At 58.6% G+C, this 16,266-nt stretch carries 10 protein-coding genes; 8 read left to right on the plus strand and 2 right to left on the minus strand.

From position 1 onward, the window contains the following. Positions 1 to 251 precede the first annotated feature (251 nt). From XB14_RS08760 to XB14_RS32605, 6 genes are all read left to right on the plus strand, one after another. A complete protein-coding gene (locus XB14_RS08760; protein WP_077961222.1) occupies positions 252 to 4,049 on the plus strand; it encodes a vitamin B12-dependent ribonucleotide reductase in 3,798 nt (1,265 codons plus the stop codon). Between the two features lie 206 nt (positions 4,050 to 4,255). Continuing rightward, entirely contained in the window at positions 4,256 to 5,758 is a 1,503-nt protein-coding gene (locus tag XB14_RS08765) for an SAVED domain-containing protein (protein WP_077961223.1), read from the plus strand. A gap of 2 nt (positions 5,759 to 5,760) precedes the next feature. Further along, positions 5,761 to 6,900, plus strand: coding sequence for an SMODS domain-containing nucleotidyltransferase (locus XB14_RS08770; protein ID WP_077961224.1), 1,140 nt, complete (start codon positions 5,761 to 5,763; stop codon positions 6,898 to 6,900). An 11-nt stretch (positions 6,901 to 6,911) separates the two neighbouring features. Then, the gene (locus tag XB14_RS08775; RefSeq protein ID WP_077961225.1) at positions 6,912 to 8,687 is read left to right on the plus strand and encodes a ThiF family adenylyltransferase; all 1,776 of its coding nucleotides are present in this window, start codon (positions 6,912 to 6,914) and stop codon (positions 8,685 to 8,687) included. Further along, positions 8,680 to 9,231, plus strand: coding sequence for a Mov34/MPN/PAD-1 family protein (locus XB14_RS08780; RefSeq protein WP_077961226.1), 552 nt, complete (start codon positions 8,680 to 8,682; stop codon positions 9,229 to 9,231). Before XB14_RS08775 ends, XB14_RS08780 begins: the two co-directional genes overlap by 8 nt. Next, positions 9,221 to 9,613: a hypothetical protein gene (locus XB14_RS32605; RefSeq protein WP_143348298.1), complete on the plus strand. Its 393-nt coding sequence runs from the start codon at positions 9,221 to 9,223 to the stop codon at positions 9,611 to 9,613. The genes XB14_RS08780 and XB14_RS32605 overlap by 11 nt, the downstream gene beginning before the upstream one ends. Positions 9,614 to 9,665: 52 nt before the next feature. Here XB14_RS32605 and XB14_RS08785 read toward each other — a convergent pair whose 3' ends face one another. Then, on the minus strand, positions 9,666 to 10,358 hold the full coding sequence (locus tag XB14_RS08785) for a hypothetical protein (protein WP_077961227.1): 693 nt from the start codon (positions 10,356 to 10,358) through the stop codon (positions 9,666 to 9,668). Positions 10,359 to 10,370: 12 nt separating this feature from the next. Further along, positions 10,371 to 11,177: a hypothetical protein gene (locus XB14_RS08790; RefSeq protein WP_143348299.1), complete on the minus strand. Its 807-nt coding sequence runs from the start codon at positions 11,175 to 11,177 to the stop codon at positions 10,371 to 10,373. Positions 11,178 to 11,482: 305 nt separating this feature from the next. Here XB14_RS08790 and XB14_RS08795 point away from each other — a divergent pair, with 305 nt between their 5' ends. Together XB14_RS08795 and XB14_RS08810 are read left to right on the plus strand one after the other, a co-directional pair. Beyond that, a complete protein-coding gene (locus XB14_RS08795; protein WP_077961229.1) occupies positions 11,483 to 13,099 on the plus strand; it encodes a hypothetical protein in 1,617 nt (538 codons plus the stop codon). A 1,191-nt stretch (positions 13,100 to 14,290) separates the two neighbouring features. After that, on the plus strand, positions 14,291 to 16,000 hold the full coding sequence (locus tag XB14_RS08810) for a RecQ family ATP-dependent DNA helicase (RefSeq protein ID WP_077961232.1): 1,710 nt from the start codon (positions 14,291 to 14,293) through the stop codon (positions 15,998 to 16,000). The last annotated feature ends 266 nt before the right edge of the window (positions 16,001 to 16,266 follow it).

Consider the following 16,266-nt stretch of genomic DNA (forward strand, 5'->3'; position numbering starts at 1 on the left):
CACCATGGGGTCGCCCTGAGGATTTCTGTGCGCTTTTTTGGGTCCACCGGGGCAACATTTGGCTGGCATGAAGAAGCTGTTGATACTATATTTAGTATTTGCAGCCAGCCTATCTCACAAGATACAGGGTCACCCAGGAATGGGTTTCCCTCCAAGGACGGAAGCTGAGACTGGTTGCGGGATGCCCTCGCGACCGGGCGGGGACAATTGCGCCTGTGGCGGGCGCTAGGCAACACGAAGGACCAGGGACAATGAAGATCGAACGTCGTTTCACCAAGGCCGGGCAATCCGCCTATGCGGAGATCGAATTCCGCAAGGCTACGAGTGAAATCAAGAACCCTGATGGCTCGATCGTCTTCCGCCTTGCCGATATCGACGTACCGGCGCAGTTCAGCCAGGTTGCCGCCGACATTCTCGCCCAGAAGTATTTCCGCAAGGCGGGCGTTCCCGCCAAGATGAAGCGCGTCGAGGAGAATGACGTCCCCTCCTTCCTCTGGCGCCAGGTTCCCGACACGGATGCGCTGAAGGCGTTGCCGAAGGACGAGCAGTACGGTTCCGAAACCGATGCCCGCCAGGTTTTCGATCGCCTGGCCGGCACCTGGGCCTATTGGGGCTGGAAGGGCGGCTATTTCGACACCGAGGAAGACGCTTCCGCCTTCCAGGACGAACTTGCCTACATGCTTGCCACCCAGCGCGTCGCGCCGAACTCGCCGCAATGGTTCAACACCGGCCTGCACTGGGCCTACGGCATCGACGGCCCCGGCCAGGGCCATTTCTACGTCGACCCCTTTACCGGCAAGCTGACCAAGTCCAAGTCGGCCTATGAGCATCCGCAGCCGCATGCCTGCTTCATCCAGTCGGTCGGTGACGATCTCGTCAACGAAGGCGGGATCATGGACCTCTGGGTGCGTGAAGCGCGCCTGTTCAAGTACGGTTCTGGTACCGGCTCCAACTTCTCTTATCTGCGCAGCGAAGGCGAAAAGCTCTCGGGCGGCGGTAAGTCCTCCGGCCTGATGTCGTTCCTGAAGATCGGCGACCGTGCTGCCGGTGCCATCAAGTCGGGCGGCACTACCCGCCGCGCTGCCAAGATGGTCGTCGTCGACATCGACCATCCGGATATCGAGGAATACATCAACTGGAAGGTCAAGGAAGAGCAGAAGGTTGCAGCGCTTGTCACCGGCTCCAAGGTCGTCGCCAAGCATCTGAAGGCGATCATGAAGGCCTGCGTCAACTGCGAAGGCACCGACGACGCCTGCTATGACCCGAAGCAGAACCCGGCGCTGAAGCGCGAAATCCGCGCCGCCAAGCAGGCGCTGGTTCCGGAAAACTACGTCCAGCGCGTCATCCAGTTCGCCAAGCAAGGCTACAAGGACCTCGAGTTCAAGACCTACGACACCGACTGGGATTCGGAAGCCTACCTCACGGTATCGGGCCAGAACTCCAACAACTCGGTCTCGATCAAGGACGACTTCCTGCGCGCCGTCGAAGCCGATGGCGACTGGCACCTGACCGCCCGCAAGGACGGCCGCGTGATGAAGACGCTGAAGGCCCGTGACCTCTGGGAGTCGATCTCCTATGCCGCCTGGGCATCGGCCGATCCGGGGCTGCACTTCAACACCACGATGAACGACTGGCACACGAGCCCCGCCGCCGGCCCGATCCGCGCGTCGAATCCGTGCTCGGAATACATGTTCCTCGACGACACCGCCTGCAACCTCGCCTCGCTGAACCTGATGATGTTCAAGGACGCAGCGACCAAGCGCATCAACATCGCCGACTACGAGCACGCCGTCCGTCTGTGGACCATCGTCCTCGAAGTCTCGGTCATGATGGCGCAGTTCCCGTCCCGCGAGATTGCCGAGCTTTCCTACGAATACCGCACCCTCGGCCTCGGCTATGCCAATATCGGCGGCCTGCTGATGTCGTCGGGCATCCCCTATGACAGCGCCGAAGGCCGCGCCATTGCCGGTGCGCTGACAGCGATCATGACCGGTGTCTCCTACGCCACCTCGGCCGAGATGGCCGAGAAGCTCGGTCCGTTCCCGGGCTTTGCGCCGAACCGCGACAACATGCTGCGCGTCATCCGCAACCACCGCCGCGCCGCCTATGGCGAGACGACCGGTTACGAAGCGCTCTCTGTCAACCCGGTCGCGCTCATCCATGGCGACAACCCGGATCAGGACCTCGTCATCCACGCCATGAGCGCCTGGGACAAGGCACTGGAACTCGGCGAGAAGCACGGCTACCGCAACGCCCAGGCAACCGTTATCGCGCCGACCGGCACGATCGGCCTCGTCATGGACTGCGACACGACCGGCATCGAGCCCGACTTCGCGCTGGTGAAGTTCAAGAAGCTTGCCGGCGGCGGCTACTTCAAGATCATCAACCGCGCCGTTCCGGAAGCGCTGCGTTCGCTCGGCTATAGCGAAAGCCAGATCGCCGAGATCGAGGCTTACGCCGTCGGTCACGGCAACCTGAACCAGGCGCCGGCCATCAACCCGTCGACGCTGAAGGCCAAGGGCTTCACCGACGAGAAGGTGGAAGCGGTCAACGCCGCGCTGAAGAGCGCCTTCGACATCAAGTTCGTCTTCAACCAGTGGACGCTCGGCGCCGACTTCCTGAAGGGCACGCTGAAGGTCACCGACGAACAGCTTGGCGCGATGGACTTCAACCTGCTCGACCACATGGGCTTCACCAAGAAGGACATCGAAGCGGCGAACATCCACGTCTGCGGTGCGATGACGCTTGAAGGCGCGCCGTTCCTGAAGAACGAGCACCTGCCCGTCTTCGATTGCGCCAACCCCTGCGGCAAGATCGGCAAGCGTTATCTCTCGGTCGAAAGCCACATCCGCATGATGGCCGCCGCCCAGCCGTTCATCTCGGGCGCCATCTCCAAGACGATCAACATGCCGAACGAGGCGACCGTCGAGGATTGCAAGAACGCCTACATGCTTTCGTGGAAGCTGGCGCTGAAGGCAAACGCGCTCTACCGCGACGGTTCCAAGCTGTCGCAGCCGCTGAACGCGTCGCTGATCGAGGACGACAAGGACGAAGATGCCCTGGAGGATCTGATCCAGGCGCCCGCCGCCGCCCAGGCCGTCACCATCACCGAGAAGATCGTCGAGCGCGTCATCGAGAAGGTGATCCGCGCCCGCGAAAAGCTGCCGAACCGCCGCCAGGGCTACACCCAGAAGGCCGTCGTCGGTGGTCACAAGGTGTATCTGCGCACCGGCGAATTCGGTGATGGCCGCCTCGGCGAGATCTTCATCGACATGCACAAGGAAGGGGCTGCCTTCCGTGCGATGATGAACAACTTCGCCATCGCCATCTCGCTCGGCCTGCAATACGGCGTGCCGCTGGAAGAATATGTGGAGGCCTTCACCTTCACCAAGTTCGAGCCGGCCGGCATGGTCCAGGGCAACGACGCGATCAAGAACGCGACGTCGATCCTCGACTACGTCTTCCGCGAACTGGCGGTCTCCTATCTCGGCCGCCACGACCTCGCCCATGTCGACACCTCCGACTTCGGCAACACGGCACTCGGCAAGGGCATCCAGGAAGGCAAGACCAACCTGATCTCCACCGGCTGGACCCGCGGCTACAAGCCAACCATCGTCGGCGGCACCGGCGACCGCACCGGCAGCGAGCCGAAGGGCTCGTCGACGGCAGCCCCTGCCCGCGCCTCCTCCGGCGCAACCGTGACGGCGATCGCCGGAAACACGGTGCGCAAGATCGAGACGACGACGGCGATTGCAACCTCCGAAATCGTCGCCTTCAAGCGCGACTATGAAGAGCGCGCTGCGGAACTGGCCGAAGAGGTCGCCACCGAAGTCGAGCAGGAGGTGACCGCCCTCTTCTCCGACAAGGCAGCCGCCGAAGCGGCATCGGCCAAGTCGGACGCCAAGAAGGTGGAAGCCGAGCGCCGCGCCCGCTCGATCATGCAGGGCTACACCGGCAACATGTGCACCGAGTGCCAGAACTTCACCATGGTGCGCAACGGCACCTGCGAGAAGTGCGACACCTGCGGCGCGACGAGCGGCTGCAGCTAAGCAAGCCGCGCAGAGTTAGTGTGGGATGACATGAACTTTGCGATTTTGACTTAAAGTTTGTCAGAACAGCGGGTTCAGCGGTTGGGAATGTTACCCGCCACTAGGTTTGTCATTGCGCCATCAGATGGACAGCTTTCCGGGCACTTCGGTGCCCGGAAAAAGCCTCCAGGAACAAAACAGGAATCAACTTCGGCAGGTGAAAAGGCATGGCAGACGCAGTAATTGCAAACTGGGACGGGCACGACTACCAGGCCCGGTTCTTTTGGGTACACGCTTCGGGTCTCCGCAACCCGGAAACGCCTCACGTCGTTGAGGTCTCGTACGAAACGGACGGTCCCAAGGGTTTCGATGATGTCGTTGTGCGCTATAGCCCAGGCCAAACTGGGCGTCGCTCGTTCAAAGTCGAGACTGCTCACCACCAGGTGAAGTTCCACGTCAACCAGGCTGGCCGTTTCGGGTTCAAAGATCTGATCGAGCCCGAATTCATTGGTGCGACGGCGGTTTCGATCTTGGAACGTCTGAAGGAGGCTGTGGAGAAGGCGCCTCCCAACTCGACGTTCACGCTCGTCACGACCGACCGTGTACGCGACGACGATCCATTGTCCAAGCTCCTCAAGACAGCCGACAAGTCCTTGGACATGGACAAGCTGGCCGTCGGCAAAACCGAGCGAAGCGAGATGGGCGAAGTCCGCGCGCTCTGGCGCAATCATCTCAAGCTCAATACCGACGAGGAACTTTTCGCCATCCTCGACACCTTCCACATCATGGAGGGCTACCATTCCCTGCAGGACATGAGGGAGAACGTGGATCTTCGGTTCCAGGTCGTCGGCCTGTCCAGCGGCGGAAACAGTCTCGAGTTCAAGTTCGACGGTGCCGCCCGTGCCCTGAAAGTCACCCAACGCAACAAGCTGACCAGGGAAGCCTTCGAGGGGCTTTGCATCGAGCAGGGTTGGATCAAGTCCACGCAGCCGGAGGATCGGAAGAACATCTCAATCCGGTCGTTCAGCGATGGCCCGACGGACTATCTCGATGCCACGCCCGAGAACACCTTGTCGCTCCTTCATATGTTCGAAGTCCGGCATCTCCAGGCGGGGGCCGATTGGAACACCGATGTCCGGCCCGCCGTCGAAAGTTTCCTCACCCGAGTTCGCGAGACCGACAAGAAGTTCCGGTTGTTCCTCGACAGCCACTCTTCGGTCGCTTTCCTCGCCGGAGCGATGCTCGGCTTCAAGACAAACACGCATGTGGAACTCAATCAGAAAGGACGGGGCCCGACGACGGTCTGGCGTTCTGATGACGGGAAGAAAGGTGCGCCCGCGTCGACGTCGGTGATCGATATCGGCGACGGGCAGGACGTCGCAGTTGTTGTGAGCTTCTCCCGCAATGCCTTGGCCGATGTCCAAGAATACGTGAAGTCGAATGTTCCCAGCGCCGGGCGCATCCTTCATGTCACCCCGGAAAGCGGTACGGGTCAGAAATCCCTGGCTGGCGGCGAGCACGCTGCAGACCTCGCCGACCAGATCGCCGATGCCATCAAGGCCCTGCGCCCAGCCTTCGGCGCGCGGCGGCATTTCTTCATGTCCGGGCCGAACGCCTTCGCCTTCTTCATGGGCCAGCATCGCGACGCGATGGGGCCAGTCACATTGTATGAGTTCGACTTCATGGGGGCCGTAGACGGTAGCTACCACCCCTCTTTCAGGATTGGTTGAGTATGGAACTTAAAGCGCAATTCACTGAATTTCTCCGCGAGATCCGGCCTACGGACCGGCAGAAGGAAGGTTGGAAAACGGGAGCGAACACGCTCCGGTCGCGACTTTCGGCAGACAAAGACTTGAGCGCCATCGTGGTCGCTACGTTCCTGCAGGGAAGCATTCGACGTTCGACCGCCATTCGCCCGACCGGAGACAAGCGGCCCGACGTAGATATCGTAGTGGTGACCGATATCGATTATCACAAGACGACGCCGCAGCAGGCGATGGATAAATTCGTTCCGTTTCTGGAGCGCTACTATCCAGGGAAATGGCGTCCGCAAGGACGGTCGTTTGGCATCGAACTTACCTATGTCGATATCGATCTGGTCATCACCGCGCTGCCGACCGATCCTGCATCCAGACAGGCGATGGAGCGGTTGTACCGTTCGAAGTCGGTCCTGACGGACAACACGCTGGAAGAAGACGCGACCTGGCGCCTCAACGAGCGCTGGCGGCCCACGCCCTTCGGTACACAGCCACTGACGCTTGATGACGAGCCGACAGGCAACTGGCGTCCCAATCCTCTGTTTCTGCCAGACCGTGATGTCGGCGACTGGGGCCGCACCCATCCACTTGCCCAGATCCAATGGACGGCGGCCAAGAACCGCGCCTGCAACGGTCACTACGTGAATTTGGTGCGCGCGACCAAATGGTGGCGCCAGCAGAATGCCCTCATCCTTCCCAAGTACCCGAAGGGCTATCCGCTCGAACACATGATTGGCCACGTCCTCAAAGATGGCACCACCTCGATTGCTACCGGCTTCGTCCAGGTTCTGGAATCGATGCGGGACACCTGGCAAATCCCGGCAGTGTTCGGGCAAGTTCCAGAACTCCCTGATCATGGCGTACCGGAGCACAACGTGTTGAAGCGGCTCTCCGCAGAGGATTTCAAGTCATTCCACGCTGCAATTTCGACTGCTGCCGGACAGGCACGCGAGGCGCTGAATTCGCATGATGCGCAGAAGAGCGGCGAACTGTGGCAAAAGCTGTTCGGGAGTAAGTTTCCGCTACCCGGACCGAATGGCGGCGACCGCAAGCCTGGGTTCTTCATTCCTCCCTCAGAGCCCGCCGAGCCACCGAGGACCGATCGGTTCGCGTGAGGTGCTTCTAGTTGTTCATACCTGAAGTCCTTCAGAGCGTTTCCGACCGAATTGCGGATCATCCTCGGATCCGATGCACCGATACTTGGTCATCGGGTTCGGAAGGCCGCTGGTCCCTGCCCTTCGTTGCCCTCCTAAGCGGTGCCTCGACCGACTTCATCTCGGCGGAGACGGCCTGGTATGTCGTGTTCGTTCCGCGAACGAAATCCGTCACCGTTTATCCAGCGATGATCGGGGGGATTTCGGCGACCTTCCAGCACCAATCCTTCAACCGCGAAGGAAGTGGATTACTGCCGTGGAGGCTGGGAAATCCCTGCCTTGATCGTCCTGCCGCTGCATTCGGGCGCGCCTGCTGGAATGGCCAACCTGATTCGATCGATGAGAAGATAGTCTGGCATCTGGAACGCCTTCTGATCTGGATCGACGCGGCGGCCACGGGCGAGCTTGCGATCGAAGGTGAACCGCTGGAGCTCCCGTCCGGCCCTGGGCAGACAAGCTTCCCAGTTGTCGGCTTTGTTGGCGCAGACGACGATCTGGCATTCTGGCATGGTCGGACCAATGAATGGGGATGGGTCGACCTCGCCAAGCTGCCGGGGGCGAAGATTAGCTACGCCATGACGACTTTCCGTGACCGTCAATTGGCGCCTATAAGAAAGTCGGTATGGGGGCGGGCAGTAACTGAAGTAGCTCCCGCAAAAACGGGCCTCTGGATTGCTCTCGATAACCTACCAGTGCTGGCACCTTGGGAATTGCCGCGGACGTGGGCGGATCTCTCCGCTCACCTCGACAGTCAGGGCATTCAGCTCGCTGATGTGTTCGAGCTCGCTGGGGCTGATCGCCGGCGTCGGAAAGATGATCGTGGAACAGTCACGCTGTTCCTTGGATTCCCGCTATCGGAACGGATCGGTGAGGCTCCCTCAAAATACCACTGGATCGCTGTCGGGTCGGTCGAACTGTCGGATCGCAAGGCGAAGAAGAATGGCTTTCGCGCGAACGAGCAGACCCGGCGCTTCCTCGATCGCACCCGACCGACGGCAAATTCTTCATTGACGTGGCTGAGGACGGTTAATTGGGAACCCGACCAGATCCGGACGCGCTCTGGCTTCGGCACTGGGATAGTTTCACAGCGGGTATTGATCATCGGCGCGGGGTCACTCGGTGGCGCCGTGTCCGAGAACCTTGTACGCATGGGCGTGACAAGTATGGGAATACTGGATCCTGATATCTTGGATGTCGGCAACCTTACTCGACATGTGCTTGGCATGGACGCAGTCGGCCACGACAAGGCGGTCGTGCTTGCGAACGCTTTGTCGCTGATCATGCCGGACGCCGATGTCAGAGGTATCGTCGCCAGTTTTCCTCCGGGTAACAACGAACTCGCGGACGAGCTGCGGTCGTTTGATATCATCATCGATTGCACTGGATCCGACACCGTCCTTGATGCCATGGCTGAGTTCGACTGGGGTGGTGAGAAGACCTTCGTCAGCCTGGCGATGACCTGGCGGGCCGAAGGGCTCCTCGTGTTCATTGCGTCCGAGGCCTCCTTTCCGGCAATCGATGCAAAGGAGAGTTTCTACGAGATGGAGGTGCCATCGACGGATTTTGGCGACGCGCGCATGGAAGGGATCGGATGCTGGCATCCTGTGTTTCCGGCAACCGCCGCAGATGTCCGCATGTGGAGCGCGGTTGGAGCCAGGGCCATTCTGGAGGCCATGAGACGTCCGGAGCGCCGCTGCCTATATTATCGACAAGGCTTCGACGGCACGGTGGAGAAGCTCAATGGCTGAGAAAATTGTGGTGGCATTTGAAGCGAATGGTGCCGCCGTGGAAGTTCGCCTGACGGAAGATGCTTTGAGATTGATCCGTAAGGAGGCCCTCGCATCGATCGACAAGGAGACCGGAGGGATTCTTATTGGACGGTACGAGAGCGATGGCAACCTGGCAGTCGTTACCGCAGCGACTGAAAGCCCCGGGGACTCCAGTTCTGGACGGGCGTGGTTTCAGCGGGGCATGAAAGGTTTGACGGCGAAACTTCGCGCCCGATGGCCCCACGGTGAATACTATCTCGGCGAGTGGCACTCTCATCCCGGCGGCGCTCCTGATCCAAGCAGCGACGACATCCGGGGAATGCGCTCGATTTCAATCGACATCAGCTATAAGTGTCCGAAACCGATTATGATCATTGCTGGCACGTCAGGCACGTCCATTCGCATATCGGTGAGTGTTCTGGAGAACGGTCGACTTCTCAGACTTCGACCAAGAGTGCCGCCCACTGGCAGCGGGACCGATCGCTCGATCATTCCCGGCAGCAAGATCAAGGGTGATCTCTGATTTCGCCGCGCGCCAAAGGCCGGGAAGTCTTTCATGCGCCGATTTCTTGGTACTTGGTCTTCAAGAAGCGATAGCTCTTGGTGAACGTTGCGACGACATTTTGGATGAGTTCTGCGTACCAAGCCTCCTCTGCATAGCGCTCGATACGTTCCACGTTCAGCGTACGAATGTATTGCTGGCCGTCGACGAAGGGGATGCGCGTCAGGAGTTGCCTGCCGACAATCCGAACCTCAATCCTGCCATTGCTTTCAGAAATGATCTCGCACTCGTCGCCCCAGTAATACTGGGCTTCGGAGCATCCTGCCTCGGAAGATTGACAATATCATCATCGATGTATGGCATTCCATTCTCCCCCGAGCACGAAACGAGACACACATTATAGTAGCAGTTCGCTTTTCAAGGGGGCGGCTCGACGGGACTAGAGAGGTCGCTCGCTAGTACCCTTTCAAGCTTCGAGTTGCCTGGGCCACTAGGACGTCGAGCTCTTCCTTCGAAACAGTGGCCTTCACGGTTCCAACAAATGGTATTGTCACGACAAAGCTTTCATTCAGTGGCTCGACCACACGTTTGTTCCGATCACGCAGATTCTCGAGCGTCGTATCGCTTATGTGACCGCTTATCCCAAACATGGAGACGCTCGAAACCTGTCCGTCAGTGGTATTGAAAAGGGGGCCAATTTCAATTGGTCGAGCGGACTGCACCTTCGTATCGCCTTCTGGACGAGCAACGGCGCCTGCAGCTATGGCCTCTTCGGCGAGTGTCCTAATCAATGACTTCGACGAAGGTTCGGCAAAAATCTTCTGCAACGCTTTCGTCAGAGTGGCTTTGGATTCGCATCTTTTCAGCCGCATGTCCGCGAGGTGATACGTCTCCACGACTACCGGATAACCTCCGTCAGCCGAGCGGATGATAAGGAACTCGTAGGCCTTGCTCGGCTGATCCACAGGTTCGATGTAAAGCGACCAGGCGCGCGCGGGTCTGAATGATCGATCGCGTACTCGTCCGACAACCAACCCGCCCGTGATCGTGGAAAGCCCTATCGCTTGAATTTCGAGAATCGTTTCGATCGCGTTTGGAGTTGCGCCGGACATCTCCTCCAGGAGATCGTTGGGCCAGAGATTTTCCATGTTTCCCGCCTCTTAGATTGCGAGTGAAATAGTTATGGGCAGGTGATCAGAGAAACGAGTGTCAATTCCTCCCTGAGATGTGAGCAGGTTGAAGGCACCCGCAGTCGTCATTACCCGTGCCGACCCCGTAACGACACTATCCACAAGTTCTGGTCGGACCAACACCTGATCGTATAGATGCCAGAAGATCGCGCTGTTGTCGTAGCGTTTGTAGAACGAGCCAGGCTGCTGATCTGAGCGTCGGCTTCCCAAAATCTCCCACATCGGGTTGAAGAAGTAGTTGTGCTTTTGGGCACGAACGGTGCGCGTCCCTCGCGCCGCAGTTTTGCAGGCAGCGGCGTTGAGCGTCGTAGGAGCGGTCATGCCCGGGCTGTAGGGAGGCATATTGAAGTCTCCGATAGCGATCGTGGCCGAGTTGGAACGCACACGCTCCCGCTCATCTACGGCCTCGCGAAGTTCACGCGCCACCCCTGTGTGCAAGACGGATGCGTCATCCGAGTTCATTGGTGACATCAAGTGGACGAACCACAGCTCGTAGGGCGAGATCTCATTTTGACCATTTACCCTGCTGACCGTGGTTGGGAGACACCCGCAGGTCTCGCCTGAGTATGAGAGCGTTCCCTGATTAATGGTACCGACGGTTACAAACCGTTGGGACAGGGATCGTTGACACCACCATTGGTGCCCGGTCGCCTGGAGGTTCAGTTGCTGTTGCAACTGGCTTACATCCAGGGTACCCGGCTCTCCCAGACAAAGAAGGACGTCGCCGTCAGGACCCGATAAGTCTTGATCCGTTGCGAGCGCGACTGCGAGTGCCACGACGCCATCCATAACATTTGCGCCTCGCGATTTATGGATATTCCAAAAGGCTATAGCCAACATTCGTATCAATGATCCCGCCACCCGTATCGGCAATGCATACCGCTATAGTTGCAATACTAGGTTAACCCGAGCGAAGTGCGAAAAGATTTGGCCGCTCGACGATGCCACCTTCAAGCAGACGGGGCTCTTGGGGTCAGAAGTCCCCAAGGTACACAATCCGAACAACTGCCCCTTAACCCTACTCGCTAAGGTGACGTTGACGCCCTTCGTCTACGACGCCTGTAAGAAAAGGAAGGGTGACCATGACTTCAACAACTGCAGATCGCGAGAAGAGTCTCTTCAATAGGGACGAAATGCTCCTTCAGGTGCACAACGAGCGGTCTCGAGTCCTGTTCAGGGAGGCGCTCGACAGCTTCAATGCCGGCGCGCATCGTGCGTCCGTTGTGATGATGTCATGCGCAGTCTTCGAGGACCTCAGGTTGAAGGCGGCAAATCAGGCTCATTTTGACAAAACGGCTGAATATCTCAGCGAAGAGCTTGAAGGTAAGCGCAAGGAGCAGCGCTCGTACGAGCAAGACGTGCTGAAACTCACGGACAAATATGATCCGCTGGATAGCGATCACAAGCGTTACCTGAAGCAGTTGCTGGAATCTCGCAACCAGGCCGCTCATGGATCTGGAGCCCACATAGATGAGGGCGAAGCGCGGAGAATGATCCAGACGGGATTCGATCTATTCCTGTCCATCAAATTCCCATGGGGCAATCACGGCATTGAAGAATTGATCGCACGGATGTCGGACGTCGATATGTATCCGGCTGCACTTCCCTATGATCACGAACACACGACACGTCATGAAATTGAACTTCGCGATCCCAGAATTCACTGGAAGATGTTTAATAAGATCGGCGAACAACTGGGCACCGCGAGTCCGCGTTTTCATCGGAATGCGGCGATCTTCCTATATTGGACTGCCTCGTTCCAGGAGTGCCAGTTCCAAAAATATCTTTCACTTGCGCTCCTCGAGAACCGGTCGCTTCCGTCTGACAGCGCGTGGCTGATCGATGTGCTCGGCGCGGATCCCGCCATACTCAACCAGCACTCGAAGAAGTCAGAAGGCGCCGTGGATGCTTCGATCGCCGCGATCATTCATCAACTTCCTTCGGAAGAAGAAGACAGGATTCTGGCACTTGAGACCGTCTTCCAGTGGCTGTTGACGGCGGCAGATGGCGAGGCACCGAGATTGCGGCTGACGATGGAGGCAGCATTGAAAAAGCTGCTGGTGGGCCCCTCTTTTCATGCCGGCCTCAGCACGAAGCATAAGCACCGCGCGCTCGCGCAGCGTGTCCTGATCAGCAGTACATTTGACCACGATACGGCCGAAGAACTCGTTGCCGCAATGTACGAGCGTTGGGAAGAAGGTCATGAAACCTTCTTCAGTCGAATGCTCGACGGTGATGTTGCATTCAGTCTCGTGATGAATCTTTCCAGAGCCGGACTCGAAGGTAAACCGCGTTGTTCAGGACTGTCGGCGACCGGTTTCGGCCCGTTGCCCGGAATCCGGAAGAAGGCAATCGATTTCCTCGGTTCGGATCCGGACAGGGCTGACATGATGCTGGAAGACTACGAGTGGTATGGGTACTCCCACAACGATTTCTTCGAGCAGTTTCTTAAGCTGTCACCGCAAGATCAGGCGCGCGACTGGGGTCAGGAAGTGGACCAGATCCACGACGATGACGGCCGTCCAAATCGACCGTTCGGCTTCAGGAAGAAAACAGTCAGCGCTTCCGAGCCGAAAGAGTCACGCCATATTCAAACGGATCCTGCTGAGAAACCTTCTTTGGATGCGGTCGATCCCTCCGGGTCAGCCACAGCCAAAGTTGCTCCTTCGCAGTCGGCTGCCGAGAAGCTGGTGCGCTAGCGCTGCGCTTGTAGTGCCGATAGACTGGATCCAATTCGCTGGTGCACTCGCGGCCCTTTTCGTCCAGGATTGACCGAACCTGATGGGGCGGATTCCTGCCTTCGGCAAGATCGGCCTCATCGACAAGATGGCGACGCTCAAGAAGTCGCGTCCTCAGTGCCTCATTGTACTCCAAGGTCGAAAATCCCAACGTCAGCGCATCTTTTATGGACATCGACTCCAGCCCGATCTCTGCAAGGTTATGGCCGCTGGTAAAGACCTTTCCCGCGTTGTTGTCGCGGAGGCGGAATTCCGCCTGAAAACGGTCGTCAGGCATCGATGAGCCTTCGGCAAGCTCGCTCTCGACCCAGCCAATGACCTCATAACGCTCGAATTGACTCTCCTTGGGATACGGAACTCGCCGCAGCGGATCCCACTCTGAAGCCCAGTCTTCGCATCCTTGCCTTTCCCAGGCGTCGTACGCGTTACGGGGAGGAAGTTGCTCGATGCCCAGCTCCCTCTCCGATTGAAGATAGTGCTCGGCAAGCATCTGACGGCGAAGTCCTGCCTGGTATTCGGAAGTGTTGAATCCGAGCGTTAGCGCGTCCTCAAGTTTCAACTCTTGGAATCCCGAGTAGGCAAAAGGCTTGCATTCAATCAAGTTGCCGTTGACGTCACGAAGCAGGTACGGAGCTTGCAGACGATCCCTTACCGAGGACACGATCGATCCATCTTCTCCCAGCCATCCGACAATGTCCCCCACGAACGCGAATTCCTTGTCCGTCCAGTACCTCCACCTATTGATATATACGTCTTCGCCATTCACCGTTATGACATTGGACATTCCGACCACCTCCATGTTCCGAAGATGATTTTCTGCCGGCGTGCATGGCAACAGTGCTGGCGCACCGCTTCAAGGAGATTGACCCAATCTCGTGGAGGACAAGAGCTGGGTGTTGGCGGATCCTCGATGACGGAGGATCTGAGGTAGCACTGGGCGGTCGCGCAGGAATTCCGCGTAGGAAGCGGCGACTTCGAGCAATCTCCACCCTGAACCGTCATCGGCGATCACGGCAACGCCGCTCGGCTCGCCCTCAGTCCAGGCTGCGTCGAGGCCTAGTACAACCCTCACCAACCTCTCCTTCCAGTCCTTCAGCGACCCGCCTTCCATTACAGCGGGTTCGGTTACCCTTTCTCAGCGACTTTCGGTCAATGTCGTGGCCGAAGGCAACCAATGACGAGCAATGTCACGTGGGAAATTGGGAAGATACCCGTCAACTTGTTCTTGCAAGGGATGGATACAAGTGCGTCTCGTGCTCTGTGACGGTAAAGTCGCGGGATGCCGACGTGCATCATCTCCTGCCCAGGTCCATGGGCGGCTCGGACGAGCTCTCGAACCTGGTGACGTTGTGCGACGGCTGCCATGCTGCTCACCATCCCAATCTGGCGGGAGGACTCGCACGGAGAGCGATCGAGCGCTGGGCGATGCGACTGGCACGCTGGCTCGACCGTGACGCGCGGTCGCTTGATGCAGAAATGAGTCTTGGGCCCGTCCTTCGCCTATTCGGCATCTCCCACTTCCGCGGAGGTCAACTCCCGATAGTCTTGGCAGCGCTCGCAGGAAAGTCGGTCCTGGTCGTCAGTCCTACAGGATCCGGAAAGTCGCTCTGCTTTCAGATCCCGGCTCTTGTTCGTCGAGGCGTTACCATCGTCGTCAGCCCCCTCAAGACGCTCATGAGTGATCAGGTGTCAGGCCTCCTTCGCAGGAAGATTCCCGCGACCTTCATCAACAGCGCCCTCAGCATGGAGGAGAAGACAATCCGCTATTCGCTTGTCGAGGCGAATGCCCTGAAATTCCTGTATGTGGCCCCTGAACGGTTTTTCGTTCGTCGGAGGAACGAGCGTGAGACCTTGGCGGAAAGTCGACCTGACTTCCTTGTTATTGACGAGGCGCATTGCGTCGACCAGTGGGGCCGTGATTTCCGTCCGGAGTACGGCCGCCTCGCGGAGGTGCGTTCCACGCTCGGCTCTCCTCCGGTTTTGGCCTTCACCGCCACCGCGGGTCGGGAGATGCAGAAGCGGATTCTTTCATCACTGGGAATCGAGGACGCACAGGTCTTCGTCAGAGGCGTGGACCGGCCCAACATCGCAATGATCCGCTGGGCAGCCACTCGCCCGGCACGTCACCACGAAATCGCATCGCTCCTGCGACTGCCCGTGTTCGCTGGACGCAAGGTTATGATTTTCGTGCCCACGGCCCGCATCGGTCTGGAGCTGCAGACCGATCTCGAGAACAATGGACTCCAGGTCCCGTTCTATCACTCGAAGTTGGGCACGGATTGGGATCGTCAGGAACTGCTCAAGCGCTTCCAGGGCGAAAGCCGGCCGGTCGTGAACCACATCATTTGCACGAACGCCTTCGGAATGGGACTGGACGTACCAGATGTACGCTTGGTCATCCATTGGCAGCAGCCTGCATCGGTCGAGGATTACCTGCAGGAGTTCGGCCGGGCGGGCCGTGACGGCAGGCAAGCCGTAGCAGTGACGTTCACAGAAGGCGCCCGTGGTGCCGGACGAGATGTCGGGTTGCTGCGTTTCATGGCGGAGAAGACAGCTAATGGGTCAGGACTGGACGAGCAGGCAGCTCGATCGATGCTTCGGCAGCGCTTCTCGCAGATCGAGGACTTGAGCAGCCTACTCGACTCCAAGAAGTGCTTCCGGGCGGCGCTGGTCGAGTATTTCGAAGGGCCGAAAGTTCATCTGCGACCAAGTCTTGGCGTGAGAATCCTGAACTGGGCTTTCAGCAAGGAGACGGCGCCGCGGCCGTTCAAGTATTGCTGTGACTCCTGCGCTGGCCTGGATCGACGCTATGAAGCGCTCCCGGATTACGTGACATCGGTATTCGTGCGAGCCAGCCGCTGAAATCACCGGAAACACTCCGCTATCCTTGCTCACTGATCATCAGCACTACGCGAGCGGACCTTCTGCATCGTACGCCTTTGCGGCAGGGCAAGCTGGTTATGTCCTAACCAGAAGAGACGGTAGCGTTCGCAGTAATGATCGTTGATCCGCCTGTTTGGGGATCGGCGATCAAGCATCCACGCAATGACCCCGATCAGCATCAGTAAAAAGGCGGCAATCACGAGCTTCAACGCCGCGAAAACCGCTGTTTGACAACCCGTGCCAAC

It is taken from the genome of Ensifer adhaerens, assembly GCF_002007205.1.
GTDB lineage: Bacteria > Pseudomonadota > Alphaproteobacteria > Rhizobiales > Rhizobiaceae > Ensifer > Ensifer adhaerens_D.